General features: G+C 60.9%; 18 protein-coding genes and 1 pseudogene. 11 read left to right on the top strand and 8 right to left on the bottom strand.

Annotation, left to right across the window (positions count from 1 at the left end; genetic code table 11):
* The first annotated feature begins 153 nt into the window (after positions 1-153).
* The 8 genes from AC3IUA_RS13220 to AC3IUA_RS13185 all read left to right on the top strand — a co-directional run bounded on the left by AC3IUA_RS13220 (position 154) and on the right by AC3IUA_RS13185 (position 6450).
* Positions 154-780, top strand: coding sequence for an SDR family NAD(P)-dependent oxidoreductase (locus AC3IUA_RS13220; RefSeq protein ID WP_489361508.1), 627 nt, complete (start codon positions 154-156; stop codon positions 778-780).
* Positions 741-857, top strand: coding sequence for an SDR family oxidoreductase (locus AC3IUA_RS13215; protein ID WP_489361506.1), 117 nt, complete (start codon positions 741-743; stop codon positions 855-857). The genes AC3IUA_RS13220 and AC3IUA_RS13215 overlap by 40 nt, the downstream gene beginning before the upstream one ends.
* A gap of 205 nt (positions 858-1062) precedes the next feature.
* Positions 1063-1767: a 3-oxoacid CoA-transferase subunit A gene (locus AC3IUA_RS13210; RefSeq protein ID WP_489361504.1), complete on the top strand. Its 705-nt coding sequence runs from the start codon at positions 1063-1065 to the stop codon at positions 1765-1767.
* Complete coding sequence (locus AC3IUA_RS13205; RefSeq protein ID WP_489361502.1) at positions 1764-2486, top strand: 3-oxoacid CoA-transferase subunit B; 723 nt, start codon at positions 1764-1766, stop codon at positions 2484-2486. The genes AC3IUA_RS13210 and AC3IUA_RS13205 overlap by 4 nt, the downstream gene beginning before the upstream one ends.
* Positions 2483-3358, top strand: coding sequence for an acyl-CoA thioesterase (locus AC3IUA_RS13200; protein WP_489361500.1), 876 nt, complete (start codon positions 2483-2485; stop codon positions 3356-3358). The genes AC3IUA_RS13205 and AC3IUA_RS13200 overlap by 4 nt, the downstream gene beginning before the upstream one ends.
* A 134-nt stretch (positions 3359-3492) precedes the next feature.
* Positions 3493-4797 carry an MFS transporter gene (locus tag AC3IUA_RS13195; RefSeq protein ID WP_489361498.1) on the top strand — a complete coding sequence of 435 codons (1305 nt, stop codon included), beginning with the start codon at positions 3493-3495 and terminating at the stop codon, positions 4795-4797.
* Positions 4798-4811: 14 nt separating this feature from the next.
* Positions 4812-5090, top strand: coding sequence for a muconolactone Delta-isomerase (gene catC, locus AC3IUA_RS13190; RefSeq protein WP_489361496.1), 279 nt, complete (start codon positions 4812-4814; stop codon positions 5088-5090).
* A 100-nt stretch (positions 5091-5190) separates the two neighbouring features.
* Entirely contained in the window at positions 5191-6450 is a 1260-nt protein-coding gene (locus AC3IUA_RS13185) for an acetyl-CoA hydrolase/transferase family protein (RefSeq protein ID WP_489361494.1), read from the top strand.
* 133 nt (positions 6451-6583) lie between these two features.
* Here the strand turns inward: AC3IUA_RS13185 and AC3IUA_RS13180 are convergent, their stop codons facing one another.
* A complete protein-coding gene (locus AC3IUA_RS13180; RefSeq protein ID WP_489362335.1) occupies positions 6584-7948 on the bottom strand; it encodes an efflux transporter outer membrane subunit in 1365 nt (454 codons plus the stop codon).
* Positions 7949-7965: 17 nt separating this feature from the next.
* On the opposite strand from AC3IUA_RS13180, the pseudogene AC3IUA_RS13175 reads away from it, so the two are divergent.
* The 3 genes and pseudogenes from AC3IUA_RS13175 to AC3IUA_RS13165 all read left to right on the top strand — a co-directional run.
* Positions 7966-8274 (top strand): annotated as a pseudogene (locus AC3IUA_RS13175) (sodium:solute symporter family protein); the annotation flags it as partial.
* Positions 8275-8719: 445 nt separating this feature from the next.
* Positions 8720-9781, top strand: coding sequence for an HlyD family secretion protein (locus AC3IUA_RS13170; RefSeq protein WP_489361492.1), 1062 nt, complete (start codon positions 8720-8722; stop codon positions 9779-9781).
* Positions 9771-10811, top strand: coding sequence for a DUF2955 domain-containing protein (locus tag AC3IUA_RS13165; RefSeq protein WP_489361490.1), 1041 nt, complete (start codon positions 9771-9773; stop codon positions 10809-10811). The genes AC3IUA_RS13170 and AC3IUA_RS13165 overlap by 11 nt, the downstream gene beginning before the upstream one ends.
* A gap of 162 nt (positions 10812-10973) precedes the next feature.
* Here the strand turns inward: AC3IUA_RS13165 and AC3IUA_RS13160 are convergent, their stop codons facing one another.
* The 7 genes from AC3IUA_RS13160 to AC3IUA_RS13130 are packed head-to-tail and all read right to left on the bottom strand — an operon-like array spanning position 10974 to position 19024.
* Positions 10974-12155, bottom strand: coding sequence for an acyl-CoA dehydrogenase (locus AC3IUA_RS13160; RefSeq protein ID WP_489361488.1), 1182 nt, complete (start codon positions 12153-12155; stop codon positions 10974-10976).
* A 39-nt stretch (positions 12156-12194) separates the two neighbouring features.
* Positions 12195-13397, bottom strand: a complete 1203-nt coding sequence (locus tag AC3IUA_RS13155) for a 3-oxoadipyl-CoA thiolase (protein ID WP_489361486.1) — start codon at positions 13395-13397, stop codon at positions 12195-12197.
* A gap of 2 nt (positions 13398-13399) precedes the next feature.
* Entirely contained in the window at positions 13400-14914 is a 1515-nt protein-coding gene (locus AC3IUA_RS13150) for a 3-hydroxyacyl-CoA dehydrogenase (RefSeq protein WP_489361484.1), read from the bottom strand.
* A gap of 9 nt (positions 14915-14923) precedes the next feature.
* Positions 14924-15865, bottom strand: coding sequence for an electron transfer flavoprotein subunit alpha/FixB family protein (locus AC3IUA_RS13145; protein WP_489361482.1), 942 nt, complete (start codon positions 15863-15865; stop codon positions 14924-14926).
* Complete coding sequence (locus AC3IUA_RS13140) at positions 15866-16615, bottom strand: electron transfer flavoprotein subunit beta/FixA family protein (RefSeq protein ID WP_489361480.1); 750 nt, start codon at positions 16613-16615, stop codon at positions 15866-15868. It abuts the gene before it with no gap.
* A 58-nt stretch (positions 16616-16673) separates the two neighbouring features.
* Positions 16674-17816, bottom strand: coding sequence for an acyl-CoA dehydrogenase family protein (locus AC3IUA_RS13135; protein WP_489361478.1), 1143 nt, complete (start codon positions 17814-17816; stop codon positions 16674-16676).
* An 11-nt stretch (positions 17817-17827) separates the two neighbouring features.
* Entirely contained in the window at positions 17828-19024 is a 1197-nt protein-coding gene (locus AC3IUA_RS13130; protein ID WP_489361476.1) for an acyl-CoA dehydrogenase family protein, read from the bottom strand.
* Positions 19025-19080: the final 56 nt, after the last annotated feature.

Genomic DNA, 19080 nt, shown 5'->3' with positions numbered 1-19080 from the left:
CAAATTCGGATGCCAGAAGTCCATAGCCAAGGCGCTGTGACGAGTCATAGCCCGCTATGGCGAGGAACAGCAACGCAGGATATGGGCTCGGCAACGAAGTTGACTAACAGAACTAGCCACACAGGCCACTAAAGCCACTCAAGGAACACACCTATGTCCAGAGAACGAGTACTGATTACTGGCGGCGCTTCAGGCATTGGCGCAGCGATCGTCGAGCGTTGCATTGAAGACGGCTTCGAACCGGTGATTATCGACCGTATCGGAGACGGCCTTCTTGCTGACCTCAGTAATGTGAAAGCCACCGCGCAGGCACTAGAACAAGCGCTTGCGGGTGGGCCTATCACCCGACTGGTCAACAACGTCGGCATGGTCTGCCCCAACAACGCGCAAGAGCAAAGCCTTGAGGAGCTGGAGCAGGTCTGGGCGCTCAACCTGCGCTGCTCGCTGCAGTGCATGCAAGCCCTGTTGCCCGGCATGAAAGAGGCTGGCTTCGGGCGCATCCTCAACATGTCTTCACGCGCAGCCTTGGGCAAAGAGCTACGCAGCGCCTATGCCGCCACCAAGGCAGGATTGTTAGGTATGACCCGGGTCTGGTCGCTGGAGTTGGGCCGCTTTGGTATCACGGCCAACGCTATCGGTCCTGGCCCGATCCGTACTGAACTGTTCGAGCGCGCCAATCCACCAGACAGCCCTCGCACGCAGGCCATCATCGATTCGATCCCCGTCAAGCGCGCCTGGGCATGCCGGATGATATCGCCCAGGCTGCGGCATTTTTTCTAGACGCCCGAAGTGGCTTTGTCACCGGTCAAGTGCTGTACGTCTGCGGTGGAATGACGGTCGGCGTGGCTGGTGTTTAAAGCCCTCGTCGAACAGCTGTTAATCACCGGTTAATCAAGCCTTCCGAAGACCGAAATTGTGACTGCCGGCTGCGTTGGGCAAGCTGATCGAACCAGGCAGTCGAAGCGCCCGGGCCACGCACCCGACGCTTTGTCTGCCTGTATCCCGCCGTTACCCCGACGCTGGACGATAACGGTGGAAGATCTCACAACAAGGACCACATCCATGATCGACAAGCTTTCCCCCAGCGTACAGGCGGCTCTGGCTGATATCCCCGATGGGGCCACCATCGCCGTGGGCGGTTTCGGCGGTGCGGGTATGCCCGATGACTTGATTGAGGCGCTGATCGACCAGGGGGCTCGCAACCTGACGCTCGTCAGCAATAACGCCGGTCAGGGAGATACCGGTCTGGCTGCACTGCTCAAGGCTGGCCGGGTCCGCAGGATTCTCTGTTCCTATCCTCGCATGACCGGCTCCCACGTTTTCGAAACCCTGTATCGCGCTGGCAAGATCGAACTGGAGATAGTGCCCCAAGGCAATCTGGCCGAGCGCTTGCGCGCTGCCGGCGTCGGTGTTGGCGCGTTCTTTACACCCACCGGCTTCGGCACATTGCTGGCCGAAGGCAAGGAAACCCGCACCATCAAGGGCCGTGATTATGTGCTTGAGTATCCAATCCACGTCGATTACGCCTTGATCAAGGCCGAGGCCGGGGACCGTTGGGGCAACCTGGTGTATCGCAAGACGGCACGCAACTTCGGCCCGGTCATGGCCATGGCGGCAAAAAACACCATTGCCTCCATCGAACGCTTCTGCGAGCTGGGCGAATTGGACCCCGAGACCATCGTAACGCCGGGGATCTACGTCAAGCACCTGGTACTGCGCCGCAATCCAGCCGGCGAACCAGCGACACTTCTAAATCGAGCGGGATGATTGGTATGGACAAGAATGTACGCATTGCCATGGCGCAACGAGTCGCCCGAGACATCACTGAAGGCTCTTACGTCAACCTCGGAATTGGCCTGCCGACCTTGGTAGCAAACCATCTGCCGCTGGATAAAGACTTCTTCCTGCACAGTGAAAACGGCGTGCTGGGCCGCTGGCAGGCCGCCGCGCCTGGCGAAGAAGACTGGGACATGATCAACGCGGGTAAAGAACCCATCGTACTCGCCCCGGGCGGCGCTTTTTTCCACCATGCCGACTCCTTCGGGATGATGCGCGGCGGGCACCTGGATGTCTGCGTACTGGGTGCATTCCAAGTGTCGGCCACAGGCGATCTGGCCAACTGGCACACCGGAGCAGCGGATGCGATTCCGGCAGTGGGTGGCGCGATGGACCTGGCCATCGGCGCCAAGCGGGTCTTCGTCATGATGGAGCATCTGGGCAAAGACGGTCGTAGCAAGTTGCTGCCCGCGTGCACCTATCCATTGACCGGGCTGGGTTGCGTGAGCCGTGTTTACACCGAACTGGCAACGATGGATATCACCGCCACCGGCGTAAAAGTGCTCGAGTTGATCGGTGACATCACGCCTCAGGTCTTGCAGGACGTGACACAAGTGCCACTGGACTTCAGCGCGGTGACCCTGCGCGAGGACTCGTCGCCGGTGCAACAGTCATCGACCTACAGCGCACTAGCGACCCTAAGCCAATGAACAGCGAACGCCGTTGGGACCAACGCGATCTCACCGAACTGTTGACCCTGGAACCGGCGGGCCAGCATAACTGGCGCAGCTATGCCTATGACACCAATGCCAACGGTCGGGTCTATGGCGGTCAGTTGCTGGGGCAGGCGTTGTGGGCTGCGGCGCAGACGGCTAACGGACGCAGTCCCGGCATGCTGCAAATGACGTTTCTGCAGGGCGCGCGTCCAAAAGACACTATCGAATACAGCGTCGAGGCGCTGCAAGACGGGCGACGTCTTTCCACCCGCCATGTCTATGGTGTCCAGGGTACAGGCTTGGTGCTCAGCGCCAACGTCAGCTTTCAAGTGGCACAGTCCGAACCCGGCGATCCGCACCACCTGCAGCAACCCATGCCTGCGCCGGAAAGCCTGCCGACCCTGGCTGAACTGGCAGAGCGTTACCCGCTGGACAGCGAGGCCGTGCAACTGCGTTTCAGTGCCCGGCCGGTACTCGATATCCGGCCGATTCATCAGGATCATTTCGAGCACCCCGCTGACCGAGGAGACATCGCTTACTGGGTGCGCTTGAACCAACCGCTTGCGGCCGAAGGCTGCCTGCACCATGCGGCGCTGGCGTACCTGTCTGACGGTTGGCTGAACGCCAGCCTGGCACCCGGACAAGGGATGCTTGATCTCTGGCAAAACCATTACATCAGCAACCTCAATCACACGCTGTGGTTTCACAGCCTGGAGATCGACGTCAATGAGTGGCTGCTGTTCGTCAACCATGCGGTGCGCAGCCTGTCCGGTCGAGGGCTGACCATGACTCACATCTACCGGCGAGACGGGCGACTGGTCGCCAGCATGGCCCAGGATTTATTGATTTCACCACGCGACGCCTGAGCTTTAGTCAGGCTGGAAGGCCGGGTTTTGCAAAGGCAAATGGGCGCCACCCGGTAACTGCTGCATTCTGGATCACGGACTCGCAAACCCAGGGTCCCTCCAATAAAAAGTCCAATAACAAGAAGGACGGCGATATGTTCGAATGGTACAAAACCGGCTCCTCACAAGAACGCAAAACGTTCTGGGCATGCTTTTCTGGCTGGGCGCTGGATACCTACGACGCCCAGATGTTCAGTTTTCTGTTGCCGACCCTTATGGCGGTCTGGCAGATATCCAAGGGCGAGGCCGGTATCCTCGGCACCGCCGCGCTGCTCTCTGCCGCACTGGGCGGCTGGGCCGCCGGTATCCTCAGCGACCGCTACGGTCGAGTGCGGATTCTGATTTTCACCATTTGCTGGTTCACGCTCTTCGGCGTGCTGGCAGGTTTTACTCAATCCTTCGAACAAATGCTGGTCGTGCGTACCCTGCAAGGCCTGGGCTTCGGCGGTGAGTGGGCCGTGGGTGCCGCGTTGATGGCCGAGGTCATTCGTCCCGAGCATCGCGGCAAGGCTTTAGGTTTTGTACAGAGCGGGTTCGCGGTGGGCTGGGCACTGTCTGCGGTGGTGATGACTGCTCTACTCGCTTACCTGCCACCGGAAATGGCGTGGCGTGTCGCATTTTGGGTGGGGATCATTCCGGCCACGTTTGTGCTGTTCATCCGCCGCAACGTCAAGGATGCGGAAATTTTCAAGGAAGCCAAGGCCGCGAATAAAGAGAAGGCCTCAATCCTCTCCGCTTTCCGCCCTTCCGTGATCCGCCTGACCCTGTTAGGCGCCCTGTTAGTGACGGGTCTACAGGCCGCCGCCTACACCATCATGGCGTGGCTGCCGACGCTGATGGTGCAGGTCCGCGGGCTGAAGCCAGGCCCGGTAGTCATGACGATGCTGATCATGTGCGCCGGTGCGTTCGCCGGCTTCGTACTCACAGCGTACCTCTCCGATCGCTACGGTCGCCGACCTGCGCTGCTGATCTTCTGCCTGGGCGCATGGATTTTCACCGTGGTTTATATGCTCGTGCCGATGAGCCCCACCGTGTTGATGCTAATGAGCTTTCCTGTCGGCGCCTTCGCCACGGGTATCTTCGCCGTCGTCGGTCCGTTCCTGAGCGAGCTGTTCCCTACCCACATACGCACCACCTGCATGGGCTTCTCCTACAACCTGGGTAAATCCCTGGGTGCGTTGTCCATCGCTGGAGTCGGGGTTCTGTCTGAGCGTTTTGGCTTGGCGCAAGCGATCGGTGGCTTTTGCCTGGTGGCCTACGCCTTGGCAATCATCGCCGTGTTGCTGCTACCAGAGACCCGCGGTGTGCGCCTGGAAGATGTCGACGCCAATCTGGATCACAACCCGGACGATAACGACGCCAGGGTTGCCGACCATCCATTGATCAACAGCAAAATCTGATCGGAGTAGATCCCATGCTTTATCACGTAAAAATGGACGTAAACATTCCTCGCGATATCCCCGCCGACACGGTGGAGGCGATTAAAATTGCCGAGAAAAAACGCGCTACCGAGCTTCAGGAGGCAGGTAAATGGCCACACCTGTGGCGAGTAGTCGGGCAATATTCGAACATCAGCATCCTCGACGTGGCCAGCAACGACGAACTGCATGAACTGCTGTCCAGCCTGCCACTGTTCCCGTATATGACCATCCAGGTCACGCCGTTGGCCAAGCACCCATCCTCGATCGTCTAAAGACCACGGCGGCCTTCGCGCCGCCGTTCCCCCCCTACCTTTTTTAAAGCTTTGGCTGCCCCACCGGCAGCTGTGGCTGACTGTCGCCGAGAACGCCCTGATGCCACAGCTCTTGCACCTCGAATCGCTGGACCTGGCCACACTGATTCAACCGGGCGACACGGTAATGTGGGGGCAGGCCAACGCCGAGCCCCTGCCCTTGACCCAGGCATTGATGGCCCAGCGGCAAAAGATCGGCAGGTTCCGAGTGATGTTAGGGATCGCCAACAGCCCGACCTGTACCCCCGAACACTCCGATCACGTGGATTTCATCGCGTATTGCGGCGCGGGGGCCAACCGCAAGTTGGCTGATGCCGGGTTGCTGCAGGTGATCCCCAGCCACTATTGCGAACTACCGGACCTGATCAGCAGCGGTGCTTTGCGTATCGATGTGTTGATGCTGCAACTGGCGCCCGCCAACGCCGGAGGCCGCTACAGCCTGAGCCTGGCCAGCGAGTATTTGCTACCCGCACTCGACAGCGCACGCCTGGTGATCGCAGAAATCAATGCTCAGGCGCCATGGACTTACAGCGACCGGACCTTGGGCGACGATGATTTGGACGCCATCCTGTTTACCGATCGAGCGCCCATGGAAAATTCGCTCAGCCCTGTCCGGGAGAGCGATCAGCGCATCGCCAAACATATCGCCGGACTGATCGAAGATGGCGCCACCCTGCAAATGGGCATCGGTGCCATACCCGACGCCGTCTTGAGTGCGTTAGGCGAACATCGCCATTTGGGCGTGCATTCAGGCAGCCTTGGCGACGGTGTAGCGCGCCTGATGCAAAGCGGCGCGATCACCAACCAGCGCAAGACGATCGACCGAGGCATCAGCATAGGTGGCATTCTCATGGGAAGCAGCCTGCTTCATGACTATGCTCACCACAACCCGGCGATCCAGTTACGCTCGACACGCTATACCCATGATGCGCACATCCTTGAGAGCATCGACAAACTGGTAGCTATCAACTCAGCCGTCGAAGTCGACCTGAGCGGTCAGGTCAATTCCGAGTTGGCCGCGGGCAGCTACGTCGGGGCCATCGGCGGAGCGGTCGACTTTATCCGTGGCGCACGGCGCTCAAAAGGCGGATTGCCCATTATCGCGCTGCCGTCTACCGCGGGTGGCCATAGCAGAATCGTCACGAAGTTAAACGGACCCGTAACCATCGCACGTAGCGACGCGGTCATTGTCGTCACCGAGTACGGCGTAGCAGATCTGCGCGGTACGACTCTCAATCAGCGCATCACAAAATTGCTGGAAATCGCCCACCCCGAACACAGGGCTGCACTCCAGGCGCAACTCGGTAAGGGCGAAGCTTGAAGCGCGACTGCCTGACTTCAAGTCCTGGGATTGGGTTTTTGCCCTGACGCCCGATGCCCTGCATCGGGCGTTTTTGCTGCCCAGGAACGTTTTTTGTGTGCCAGCCTTTTTATCTGACGCCGAATTCAGGTCTTCACGTTTTTTCCCGGGCCGGCACCTGTCTCATCCAGCCACCGCCAAGCGCTTTGAACAGCGCAATCTCACTGCTCATCTGGTTCAGCCGGTCAGTCAGCAAGCCCTGCTGCGCGCTGAACAGCTCCCGTTGTGCGTCCAGCACAGTGAGGTAATTGTCGACGCCTTCCTGGTAGCGTTGCCGAGCCAGATTGAAGTACTCCTGCGTAGTCAGGGTCAGATCACGCTGGGCCTGCAACTGCTCCCCAAAGGTGCCGCGGGCGGCGAGCCCATCGGCCACTTCGCGAAACGCCGTCTGAATGGCTTTCTCGTACCGCACGACATTGATGTCCTTCTGTACCTCGGCGTAATCCAGATTGGCCTCGAGTCTCCCGGCGGTAAAGATCGGAATATTGATTTGCGGCACGAAGCTCCAGCTACCGGAGCCACCCTCGAACAGTCCATTCATGTCACTGCTCAGCGTGCCTGCGTTGGCGGTCAGCCTGACACTCGGGAAGAAGGCTGCACGCGCCGCGCCGATATTAGCGTTGGCCGCCAGCAAGTTGTGTTCCGCAGCACGGATGTCGGGACGGCGTAGCAGCAAATCAGCCGGCATGCCCACAGGCAGCGTGGCGAACTGCTGCTCGTCGAAGCGCTCAGGCAATGCCGGTAACTCACTGCCCAACAACAGGCGCAGCAGGTTCTGGTCTTGCGCGACCTGACGCGTGTAGCGCGCCAGGTGACCTCTCGCCTGCTCGACCAGACTACGTGCCTGACGCACATCCAGAGATGAGGCGATTCCGGCGTCGTGGCTGCTTTGGACCAGTGCCAGGCTTTCGTCGTAACTGGCCAGGGTTTCGCGCGTCAACTGCAGCAGGCCCTGATCGGTTCGCAAAGTCAGATAGGCCGTGGCCACATCGCCAATCAGGCTGATCTGCACACTGCGCTGCGCTTCTTCTGAAGCCAGATAGGTCTCCAGCGTGGCGCGGTCCAGGCTGCTTACCCTGCCGAACAGATCCAGCTCGTAGGCGCTTACACCCACGGTCACACCCAATTGGCTTTCGATACCGCGCTCGCTACTGCGCGACAGGTCGGCCGGCAGTTTCTGTCGGATACCGCTGGCATCCACGCCGATGCTGGGGGACAGCTCGGCGCGCTGGATGCGGTACTGCGCGCGAAAAGCCTCAACGTTCAGGGCGGCCTGACGCAGGTCGCGATTGTTATCCAGTGCCACTTGCAACAGGTGTTGCAGGGCCGGATCGCGGAAGAACTGCCCCCAGCCCAGTTCGGTGCTCGCCTTCTGTTGCGAAGACTGTTGGCCGTAGGCTTGCCCCTGCGGCCACGCCTGTGCAATCGGTGCGGCGGGCTGATCGTAGTCCGGTATCAGGCTACAACCTTGTACGGTCCGACAAAGTGCTGATGATCGCCTTCCTCGGCAAAGCCCTGCGCGCCTCCCTGGCGGTGCTGGTGCTGATGGTGTTCTACGCCCCGAAATTCGGCACCGCGACCGCCGCGTTCTTGAGCATTATCGCCTCCCTGGTGGCGACTGTCGGCTGGTTCCTGGCAGGCAATCCGTGGGGCATCGACAATGCCTATATCGCCCTTTTCACGCCGTTGGTGATCATGGGCATCAGCCACGTAACGCGACGCGGTGCACCGCCCGAGCCGGTCGAGCCGATAAGGGTAGAAGGGTTGAAACAACAGGGTGCCTGAGCATTTTATAAATGCACATATCCGATCAGATCGACAAGTCAGAACAAAAAAGATGTGTACACACCGAACTTGCTCCCGCGGGCCGGTCCGCGCTCGGGCGCAGCAGCCGCTGAGTGCTTTCTGAAAGACCGCAGTAGCCTTATTGGGGCTGCTGCGCAGCCCAGCGGGAGCAAGCTCCCTCGCCACAGTATTCGGCTGCTCTTAAAAGATAGGTAGATGTCCGCGCCACAGACTATTTCTTGCATGAATTGGGACTATCACATTTTTAAATGCGCCTGTTTTGCCTGCGCTGGGTAACATCTGTCGCCAAGCCCCACCATCCTTTCCTGTGCATGCCTTTGATTGTCTCCCGGCCGCTGGGCGCACTTGAATCAAGACGACGATCAAACAAGACTGGATCGACAACAACCAGCGGATTGCCCATGAACGCTTTATGTAAGTTGCCATGACCCCTGACCAACGATTTGCCCGCCACGTCCGTTTCGCCATTTTTATATTGACCGGCCTGTTCGTCTATTTCCTGGTAGCAGACCTCTACATGCCGCTCACACCCCAAGCACAATTAACCCGTTCCGTGGTTCGTATTGCACCTCGCGTATCCGGACAAGTCATCGAAGTGACCGTGGTCAACAATCAGCATGTCGAGGCCGGGCAGCTGCTGTTCCGGCTGGATCCGCGGCCCTTTTCTTTAGAGGTCAAGGAAGCGCAATTGATGATCGAGCGCGCTCGCCAGGATTACTCGGAGCGTGATGCGACTCTCGGCGCAGCCCAGGCGGACCTGTCAGCAGCCAAGGCTAAAGTTCAGGAATTGGCAGCCCAGGCGGGTCGCATGCGAACCTTGCATGACAAGCACTTCGTCTCCACGCAGTTGCGCGATCAAATCAACGCCAACCTGATTATTGCTCAGGCGCAAGTACGGTCCGCGTCCAGCACCATTGCTGAAATCACCGCACGCCGGGGTGGCCCCGGCGACAACAATGTTCACGTCCGTCAGGCGCATAACGCGCTGGAACAGGCCCGGCTGCAACTGGAGTACAGCGAAGTCCGGGCTGAACGTGCGGGCGTGGTTGGCAATCTGCAGCTTAGCCCTGGTGCGTACCTTCAGGCCGGCGCAGCTGTCATGGCGTTGGTGGAAGACAATGCCGATGTCACTGCCGACTTCAGAGAAAAGGCCTTGCGCTATGCGCAGCCCGGCACAACCGCCTCAGTCGTGTTCGATGCCCGGCCGGGGGAGATTTTCCCTGCGAAAGTCAGCAACCTGGAGTCGGGGGTGAAGGAAGGACAGATCGACGCAAACGGCGACCTTGCCGCACCTGCGCAATCGGATCGCTGGGTAAGGGATGCGCAGCGCCAACGAATCCACCTGGTATTCAATACTGATCTTCCGCCCTCGTTACCCTCTGGCGCGAAGGCCACCGTGCAGCTCTTTTCCAGCGATAACCTTGTGGCGCGCATGATGGGTGCGCTGCAAATCCGCCTCGTCAGTCTCATCCACTATGTCTACTGAGCATGGCGCAGCGCATCGCCTGAGCGAAAACGATCTGCGTCAATGCCTGCGCATTGCCGGCGGTGGTTCGCTGGGGCTGTTGATCTGCAAGGTTTTCAATCTGGAGTACGGCGCTTTCTTTTGCGTTTACCCGATGTTGATCCTTGGCCTGGTTCCAACCCTGAATGCCCATCTGGTCCGCCAGTTCCTGGCACAGGGCGTGGTGGTCAGCCTGGAGGTCGGGGTGCTTTATGGGCTCTTTGGTGACCGACCGGCGTTGGCGGTGCCTGTGGTGTTCCTGTTATTCCTGTACCGCTTCGCGCTGATGGCGAAAGGGCCGCTGTTTTTCTTCAGTGCTCTGAGCGCGGTGTTTCTCTCGATTCTGCTGCATTTTTCCAGCTATCCGCAAACCGATGTCATCGATTTGCTCTGGTGCAATGGCGCAGCGATATGGCTCTCTGCGGCGATCGCCGGGCTGATGTTTTACCTGTTCCCGGATGTCACTGCGCGCAGTCCCAGACAACCGACAGAAAAAGACCTGCCCAGCCAGCGCCATGAAGCCCTGCTTGGCGCAACAGTCGCTACCGCCTCGTTTGTCGCATTCCAATGCATGGACTTGAAAGATTCATTGTCCGCGCAAGTGGCAAGCATCCTGATCCTGTTTCCCATGCACTGGAAAGGCGCGCATTTCGCCGGACGCATTCGTGCCATAGGCACGCTGATAGGCTGCGCCGTGGGCCTTGTCATGCAGTTGTTGCTCTACAACCATCATGACATTTTACCCTTGGTTGTATTGATGTTCTGGGTGGCCTTGATGGTCTGCGCCCGTTGGCATTCGATGGAAAAAGGCGTGCCGGGAATAGGCTTTGGCGCCATCACCACGCTGGCGATTCTGTTCGGGCAATACCTGACGCCGTCCCATGACATCATGTTCGATATCTTTTATAGGTTTACCTCCGTGTCGATCTCGGTAGTCCTGACCCTGATACTGGTTTTTATAACCCATGGATTTCTCAACCGCTTCGCCGTGACTCGACACATGAGCCATTGATCTCCTCGCTCCCAAGCCGCTAATAGTGACCTCGACAAACTGCTGGAGATTCGTGCCCGTCTGATTGGCCACAATCGTCAGCGTTAGCGATGCAAAAAACCACGAGGGGGGCAGCAACAGTCTGTTGAAGCCCCCCCATTCGCTTGCCGGTTCCGCGTGCGCTTAAAAGAACGCTTGCAGGCCGGTCTGAGCACGGCCAAGGATCAGCGCGTGGACGTCGTGGGTGCCTTCGTAGGTGTTGACCACTTCCAGGTTTACCAGGTGACGGGCTACGCCAAACTCGTCGCTGATGCCGTTGCCGCCGAGCATGTCGCGGGCCAGACGGGCGATATCCAGCGACTTGCCGCAGCTGTTGCGCTTCATGATCGAGGTTATTTCCACCGCTGCCGTGCCTTCGTCCTTCATCCGCCCCAGGCGCAGGCAGCCCTGCAAGGCCAGGGTGATCTCGGTCTGCATGTCGGCCAGTTTTTTCTGGATCAGTTGGGTCTGTGCCAAGGGGCGGCCGAACTGTTTGCGATCCAGGCAGTACTGGCGTGCGGTGTGCCAGCAATCTTCAGCGGCACCCAGGGCTCCCCAGCTGATGCCGTAACGGGCGGAGTTGAGGCAGGTGAACGGACCTTTCAGGCCGCGCACGTCCGGGAAGGCGTTTTCTTCCGGGCAGAACACGTTGTCCATGACGATTTCGCCGGTGATCGACGCACGCAGGCCGACCTTGCCGTGGATGGTCGGAGCACTCAGGCCCTGCCAGCCTTTTTCCAGGACGAAGCCGCGAATCTCGCCGGCATCGTCTTTCGCCCAGACCACAAACACGTCGGCGATCGGGCTGTTGGTGATCCACATCTTGGCGCCGGTCAGGCGGTAGCCGCCGTCGACCTTTTTCGCCCGGCTAATCATCGAGCCCGGGTCGGAGCCATGGTCTGGTTCGGTCAGACCAAAGCAGCCGATGTATTCGCCGCTGGCCAGCCTGGGAAGGTATTTCTGCTTGGTGGCTTCGTTGCCGAACTCGTTGATCGGCACCATCACCAGCGACGACTGCACACTCATCATCGAGCGGTAACCGGAGTCGACACGTTCCACTTCACGGGCGATCAGGCCGTAGCACACATTGTTCAGGCCGCTGCCGCCGTAGGCTTCGGGAATGGTCACGCCAAGCAGGCCGGTGTCGCCCATCTCGCGGAAGATCGCCGGATCGGTCCGCTCATGGCGAAAGGCTTCGAGCACACGTGGCGCCAGCTTGTCGGCGGCGAACTGTTGGGCGCTGTCGCGGACCATGCGCTCCGTTTCAGTCAGTTGCTGATCGAGCAGCAGCGGGTCGATCCAGTTGAAGCTTGCCTTGTTGGCCATGGGTATTTTCTCCAGATTCAGGTGGGGTGAATGCTTTATTCAGTCGAGGCGTTCGATGACGCAGGCGATGCCCTGGCCGAGGCCGATGCACAGGCTGACCAGCGCATATCGGCCGCCGCGGCGCTCAAGCTGGCGCACCGCGCTGTAAGCCAGGCGCGCACCCGAGGCACCCAGGGGATGGCCAATCGCAATGGCCCCGCCATTGGGGTTCAGGCGCGGATCATCGAAGGCCAGGCCGAGCTGTTTGGCACAGCCGAGCACCTGCGCGGCAAAGGCCTCGTTGATTTCGATCAGATCCATGTCGGCCAGGCTCAGCCTGGCGCGTTGCAGTGCCTTGGCAATCGCCGGCACCGGGCCGAGACCCATCAGGCGCGGCTCGACGCCGGCGATGGCACCGGCGAGGATTCGCGCGCGTGGTTTCAGCCCGTACCGCTCGCCAATGGCCTGCGAGCCAATCAGCAGCGCGGCCGCACCGTCGTTCACCCCCGAGGCATTGCCGGCGGTGACCACGCCGCCCTCGAATAACGGGCGCAGGCGCGACAAGCTGGCGAAATCGCTCTCGGGGCGCGGATGTTCATCGCGCTCGACCACATTGGGCGGTTGCTTGCGGCCTTGCGGCACTTCGATGGGCAGGATTTCGCCGGCATGGAAACCGTCCTGCACCGCCGCCTCGAACAGTGCCTGGCTGCGCGCCGCATAGGTATCGGCTTGCTCGCGACTGATACCCAGCTCGCGGGCGACGTTATCGGCGGTCTGCGGCATCGAATCGGCACCGAATTCGGCTTCCACCCGCGGATTGGGGAAGCGCGCACCGATGGTGCTGTCGAAGGCGTGGAAATCCCGCGAGTAAGCACTCTGCGCCTTGGCGATCACGAAGGGCGCACGGCTCATGCTCTCCGCACCGCCAGCAATAAACAACTCGCCTTCACCGACTCGCACTGCACGGGCGGCGTCGAGCACTGATGCCAGCCCCGAACCACACAGGCGGTTGACGGTCAGGCCGCCAACCGTCGGTGGCAGTCCCGCCAGCAAGGCCGCGTGCCGCCCCAGGTTGCGCGCATCCTCGCCGGCCTGGTTGGTGCAGCCGACAATCAGGTCTTCGTACTCTTGCGCGGCGAACGGGTTACGCGCCACCAGGGCGCGAACCACCGCGGCCAGCAGGTCATCGGGGCGCACACTGGCGAGGACGCCGGCGTGGCGGCCAAAGGGCGAACGCAGGCCATCGTAAATGTAGGCAGTCATGCTTATTCCTCGGGAGTGGTCAGGGGCAGGCCGAGCTGTACGCGGCGACGCAGCCAGGGGCTGAGGCGATAGCGCGGTTCCTGATAGAGGGTGTGCAGTTGGTGCAGGATCTGCTCGATCTTCAGCGCCCCGTAGTGGTCACCGAAGCCCAGCGGGCCGTGGGGGTAACCCAGCGCCAGCTGCACCGCACGATCCAGGGTGGCGGGATCGACGATACGCCGCTGAGCGATTTCGCAGCCCAGGTTGACGATACTGGCCAGCACACGCTGGGCGATGAAACCGGGCGAGTCGTTGATCACCTCCACCGGCACGCCATCCGCGCCCAACGCCTGTCGCGCCTGTGCCAGCACGGCGGGGTCCAGCCCCGGCTGACGCATCAGCACCCGGCGCAGGTCGAAACCGGCAAACGTTTCCAGCGCCAGGGTGCGGGCGACTGGCAGTTGCCTGCGGGCGATCACGCTGCTGGCATCTTCACCCAGCGGCGTGACCAGGCAGATAGCGTTCGAGCTGGGCTGTTCACCCTGCTCCAGCACCGCACCGGCACTCGCCAGCACGGTAGCGACCTTGTCGCGCATCGCACCATCATGGCAGTCCAGCCAGAACGGCCGGTCGACAACCACCTGTGGCAGCTCGACCCGGGTTTGCTCGACCACACGGCCGTCCTGGTAGCGATAGAAGCCCTGCCCGGTCTTGCGCCCCAGCAAGCCAGCGGCAAGACGCGTGGGCACCAGTGCTGAAGGGGTGTAGCGCGGATCCTGGTAGAACTGGTGGTGAATCGACTCCATCACCGCATGGGAAATGTCCAGGCCGACCAGATCGAACAGCTCGAACGGACCCATGCGAAAGCCCAGGCAGTCTTTGAGAATGCGGTCTATCTGCGCTGGAGTGGCAATCCCTTCGGCGAGGATGCGCAGCGCTTCCGGACCGTAGGCTCGGCCGGCATGATTAACCAGAAACCCGGGCGAATCCGGCGTCACCGCGGCGAAGTGTCCGGCGTGCTGCGCCAGCGCCGTCAGCCGCTCGATCACCTGCGGGTCGGTACGCTCACCGCGCACCACCTCGACGATCTTCATCAGCGTGACCGGGTTGAAGAAGTGAAAGCCGGCGACCCGCTGCGGATGTTCACAGGCGCTGGCGATCCGGGTGATCGACAGCGACGAGGTGTTGCTCGCCAGAACTGCATCGCTGCCGACCAGTTTTTCCAGTTCACGGAACAGGTTCTGCTTGGCGTCCAGATTCTCGACAATGGCCTCGATCAGCAGGTCGCAGCCGGCCAGTTCCTGCAGAGTGTGCGCCGCACGCATGCGCTCCAGGGTGCCCGCCAGTGCTTCGGCGCTGATCTTGCCCTTGGCCGCAGCACGCTCCAGCAGGTCACGGTTCTGCAACAGGGCTTGTTCGATAGCTTCGCCGCGGCTGTCGTGCAGCAGCACCTCGACCCCGGCGCTGGCGAACAACTGCGCGATGCCGCGACCCATGGCCCCACTACCAATCACACCGATTTTTTTAAACGTAGTCATAAGAACTCCTCAGAGAGCTTGTTCCAGTTCGGGAACAGCCTCGAACAGATCAGCCACCAGACCGTAATCGGCCACCTGGAAGATCGGTGCTTCTTCGTCCTTGTTGATCGCCACGATCACCTTGGAGTCCTTCATGCCGGCCAGGTGCTGGATCGCGCCGGAGATACCGACCGCGATGTACAGCTGCGGGGCGACGATCTTGCCGGTCTGGCCGACCTGCATGTCGTTGGGGACGAAACCGGCGTCGACCGCGGCGCGCGAGGCACCCACGCCGGCGCCGAGCTTGTCGGCCAGGGCGTACAGGTGCTTGAAGTTGTCGCCGTTCTGCATGCCGCGACCGCCGGAAACGACGATTTTGGCAGCGGTCAGTTCGGGGCGATCGGACTTGGCCAGTTCTTCACCGACGAAGCTGGAAGTGCCCGCGTCGTAAACAGCCGCGACCGCTTCAATAGCCGCCGAACCGCCTTCAGCGGCGACCGGGTCGAAACCGGTGGCACGCACGGTGATCACTTTGATCGCAGCCGAAGATTGCACGGTAGCGATAGCGTTACCGGCATAGATCGGACGCTTGAAGGTGTCAGCACTTTGCACCGAGATGATCTCGGAGATCTGGTCAACGTCAAGCGCAGCGGCAACGCGCGGCAGGATGTTTTTGCCGTTGGAGGTGGCAGGGGCCAGGACATGGCTGTAAATCGTGCGCTGCCCGATCACCAGGCTTGCCACTAACGGGGCAACGTTCTCGGGTAGCTGATTCGCATAGGCAGCGTTGTCGGCCACCAGCACTTTGGCCACGCCAGCGATGTTCGCCGCGGCTTCAGCCACGGCGCCCACATTCTGGCCAGCCACCAGCACGTGGATGTCGCCACCGATTTTCGCGGCCGCAGCCACGGTGTTCAGCGTGGCCGGAGCCAGCTGGTCGGTTGAGAAGTCAGCAATAACCAGGACAGTCATTCAGATCACCTTCGCTTCGTTTTTCAGTTTCTCGACCAGTTCAGCCACCGACTTGACCTTGATACCGGCGCTGCGGGTAGCCGGTGCTTCGACTTTCAGGGTCTTGGTGGTGGAGGCAGTGGAAACGCCCAAAGCATCCGCAGTCAGCACGTCGAGAGGCTTCTTCTTGGCCTTCATGATGTTTGGCAGGGCCGCGTAGCGCGGTTCGTTCAAACGCAGGTCGGTGGTGACGATGGCCGGCAGCTTCAGGGAAACCGTCTGCCCGCCGCCGTCGATTTCGCGGGTCACGGCAACGCTGTCGCCGCTGACTTCGACTTTCGAGGCGAAGGTGCCCTGACCGTAGCCGGTCAGTGCAGCCAGCATCTGGCCGGTCTGGTTGTTGTCGCTGTCGATGGCTTGTTTGCCGAGGATCACCAGTTGCGGCTGTTCCTTGTCGACCACCGCCTTGAGCAGTTTGGCGACGGCCAGGGAGTTCAACTCATCGTTGGCTTCGACCAGAATCGCCCGATCGGCCCCCAGCGCCAAGGCGGTACGCAGCTGCTCTTGAGCAGTGGACGGACCGATCGACACCACGACGATTTCAGTCGCCACGCCTTGTTCTTTCAGGCGCACGGCTTCTTCCACGGCGATTTCGCAGAACGGGTTCATCGACATCTTGACGTTGGCGAGGTCGACGCCGGAGCTGTCCGCTTTAACGCGAACCTTGACGTTGAAGTCGACCACGCGTTTTACCGTAACCAGTACTTTCATGATCTGTTCCTGTATTAGTCAGCCAGCGCAGTGCCTGGCCGTAGCAAGCAGTGTGTGTTCAGGCGCTGTGCAACAAATCGGCATAGGCCTGCAGATGATGGTCGTCATCGCCCAGCTGGTGGCTGAGCATGACCAGGCGCTTGGCATGGTGGGCCAGGTTGTATTCCCAGGTCATGCCGATGCCGCCGTGCAGCTGGATGGCGTGTTCGGCAATGAAACGGGCTGCGCGAGTGACGATGAACTTGGCGGCTGCCAGACGGCGACTGCGCTCCTCGCTGTCGGCCTCGTCGGCGATACAGGCAGCCAGAGTGGCCATGGAGGTCGCCAGCTCCACCTCGCCGCGCATATCGGCCATGCGATGCTGCAGCGCCTGGAATTTACCGATCGGGGTGCTGAACTGCTGACGGGTTTTCAGGTAATCCAGGGTAAGGCTGAAGGCTTCCTGCATATTGCCGATGGCCTCAGCGCACTGCGCCGCAATCGCCCTGCCCTGCTGGTAGCGCAATGCCCCCAGCGCCTGGCCGGCAGGACCCAGCAGGTGTTCGTGGCCAAGCACGACCCCGTCCAGGTACAGGTCGCAGGCGCGTGGGCCATCGATGCACGGGTAATCACGGCGGCGGACACCCGCAGCCTGCGGATCGAGCAGAAACAGGCTGATGCCGGACTCATCCAGAGCGCTGCCAGCGGTACGGGCCGAGACCAGAATCAGCCCGGCGCTGTGACCGCCGATAACCGCGCACTTATGCCCGGTCAAACGCCATCCGCCGTCAACGGCTTCGGCACGGCTCTGCACATCGTGCAGCTGATAATGGCTCTGGCTTTCTTCCAGAGCCACCGCGAGCTGCAGCTCACCCGTGGCCACTTGCGGCAACCACTCGGCTCGTTGCGTCGGGTTACCCAGTTGCTGCAGCAGCCCGGCCGCGTGAATTTGTGACTGCAGCCAGGGTTCCAGGCACAGGTTGCGACCCAGTTCGGTCATCACCAGCATGCTGTCCACGCCACTGCCGCCGAAGCCGCCGTGTTCCTCGGCCAACGGCACGGCGCTGAGACCCAGCTCACCGAGCTGGGTCCAGAGCTCACGGCTAAACCCGAGCTCGCTGCGGTAAAACCGCTCACGCTGTTCAAAGCTGTAACTGTCGCGCGCCAAACGGGCCACGGTGTCTTGCAGCATTTGCTGCTCTTCGCTGAGATTGAAGTCCACGGGGTGCCTCCTTAGAGCTCAAGAATCATCTTGGCAATGATGTTCTTCTGGATTTCGTTGGAGCCGCCATAGATGGACAGCTTGCGCAGGTTGAAATACTGGCCGGCCGCAGCGGCGCTGTAGTCGGTGTGCAACAGCTCGCCGGGATAGCCGTAGTCCAGTTCTTCCTCGGCGAAAGGCAGGGCATGCACGCCCAGCACTTTGCGCTGCAGGTGGCTGATAGCCTGGCGAATTTCAGAGCCCTTGATCTTCAGGATCGAACTTTGCGCCCCCGGCATACCACCCCCCTGAACGGCCGCGAGGATGCGCAAGGTGCTCATCTCGATGGCCATCAACTGCATTTCCACTTCGGCAATCTGTACGCGCAACAGCGGGTCTTCCAGCAGCGGGCGACCGTTACGCAATTCCTGCGTCGCGACCCGTTTCAGCTGCGCCAGCGCCGCCTTGGACTGGGCGATGCCCGCCTGACCGGTGCGCTCATGGGTCAACAGGAACTTGGCGCAGGTCCAGCCCTTGTTCTCTTCACCCACCAGATTGGCGATTGGCACACGCACGTTGTCGAAGAACACTTCGTTGACTTCGTGATCGCCCTCCAGGGTGATGATCGGCCGCACCGTGATGCCTGGCGTCGCCATATCGATCAACAGGAAAGAAATACCGCGCTGCTGCTGGGCTTGCGGGTCGGTGCGCACCAGGCAGAAAATCATGTTGGCGTGCTGACCGAGGGTGGTCCAGGTTTTCTGGCCGTTCACCACGTAGTGGTCGCGGTCAAGCACGGCGCGGGTCTTCAGGCTGGCGAGGTCGGAGCCGGCTCCCGGCTCGGAGTAACCCTGGCACCACCAGTCATCGCCCGACAGGATGCGCGGCAGGTACCAGGCCTTTTGTGCCTCGCTGCCGAATTTCATGATCACCGGGGCAACCATGTTGACACCGAAGGAGATCAGCCGCGGCGCACCGAAGGCGGCGCACTCCTCCTCGAAGATGTGCCGCTGCACCACGCTCCAGCCGGTACCACCATGCTCTACCGGCCAGTTGGCGGCGTACCAGCCGCGCCTGGCCAGGACCCGTTGCCAGCGCAGATGGTCTTCTTTTCCAAGATGCTTGCCCAGGCGCACTTTGGCGGCAATGTCGTCAGGTACGGCCACGCTGAGGAAGCTGCGTACTTCATCGCGAAACTCGAGTTCGGCCGGGGTGTAGTTGATGTCCATGCAAAGTCCTCGATGGGTGTGGGGCCAGCATCAGGCTGGCCGGCCGCAAGCGGCCT

The organism is Pseudomonas sp. KH_050, from assembly GCF_057838875.1.
Note: the sequence above shows the minus strand (reverse complement) of the source record. Positions and strands in the feature narration are given on the sequence as shown.

What these genes read in the sequence shown, in the direction of transcription:
- AC3IUA_RS13220 (WP_489361508.1), top strand. Translation starts at nt 154, where the DNA reads ATGTCCAGAGAACGAGTACTGATTACTGGCGGCGCTTCAGGCATTGGC.
- AC3IUA_RS13215 (WP_489361506.1), top strand. Translation starts at nt 741, where the DNA reads ATGCCGGATGATATCGCCCAGGCTGCGGCATTTTTTCTAGACGCCCGA.
- AC3IUA_RS13210 (WP_489361504.1), top strand. Translation starts at nt 1,063, where the DNA reads ATGATCGACAAGCTTTCCCCCAGCGTACAGGCGGCTCTGGCTGATATC.
- AC3IUA_RS13205 (WP_489361502.1), top strand. Translation starts at nt 1,764, where the DNA reads ATGATTGGTATGGACAAGAATGTACGCATTGCCATGGCGCAACGAGTC.
- AC3IUA_RS13200 (WP_489361500.1), top strand. Translation starts at nt 2,483, where the DNA reads ATGAACAGCGAACGCCGTTGGGACCAACGCGATCTCACCGAACTGTTG.
- AC3IUA_RS13195 (WP_489361498.1), top strand. Translation starts at nt 3,493, where the DNA reads ATGTTCGAATGGTACAAAACCGGCTCCTCACAAGAACGCAAAACGTTC.
- catC (WP_489361496.1), top strand. Translation starts at nt 4,812, where the DNA reads ATGCTTTATCACGTAAAAATGGACGTAAACATTCCTCGCGATATCCCC.
- AC3IUA_RS13185 (WP_489361494.1), top strand. Translation starts at nt 5,191, where the DNA reads ATGCCACAGCTCTTGCACCTCGAATCGCTGGACCTGGCCACACTGATT.
- AC3IUA_RS13170 (WP_489361492.1), top strand. Translation starts at nt 8,720, where the DNA reads ATGACCCCTGACCAACGATTTGCCCGCCACGTCCGTTTCGCCATTTTT.
- AC3IUA_RS13165 (WP_489361490.1), top strand. Translation starts at nt 9,771, where the DNA reads ATGTCTACTGAGCATGGCGCAGCGCATCGCCTGAGCGAAAACGATCTG.
- AC3IUA_RS13160 (WP_489361488.1), bottom strand. Translation starts at nt 12,155, where the DNA reads ATGGCCAACAAGGCAAGCTTCAACTGGATCGACCCGCTGCTGCTCGAT.
- AC3IUA_RS13155 (WP_489361486.1), bottom strand. Translation starts at nt 13,397, where the DNA reads ATGACTGCCTACATTTACGATGGCCTGCGTTCGCCCTTTGGCCGCCAC.
- AC3IUA_RS13150 (WP_489361484.1), bottom strand. Translation starts at nt 14,914, where the DNA reads ATGACTACGTTTAAAAAAATCGGTGTGATTGGTAGTGGGGCCATGGGT.
- AC3IUA_RS13145 (WP_489361482.1), bottom strand. Translation starts at nt 15,865, where the DNA reads ATGACTGTCCTGGTTATTGCTGACTTCTCAACCGACCAGCTGGCTCCG.
- AC3IUA_RS13140 (WP_489361480.1), bottom strand. Translation starts at nt 16,615, where the DNA reads ATGAAAGTACTGGTTACGGTAAAACGCGTGGTCGACTTCAACGTCAAG.
- AC3IUA_RS13130 (WP_489361476.1), bottom strand. Translation starts at nt 19,024, where the DNA reads ATGGACATCAACTACACCCCGGCCGAACTCGAGTTTCGCGATGAAGTA.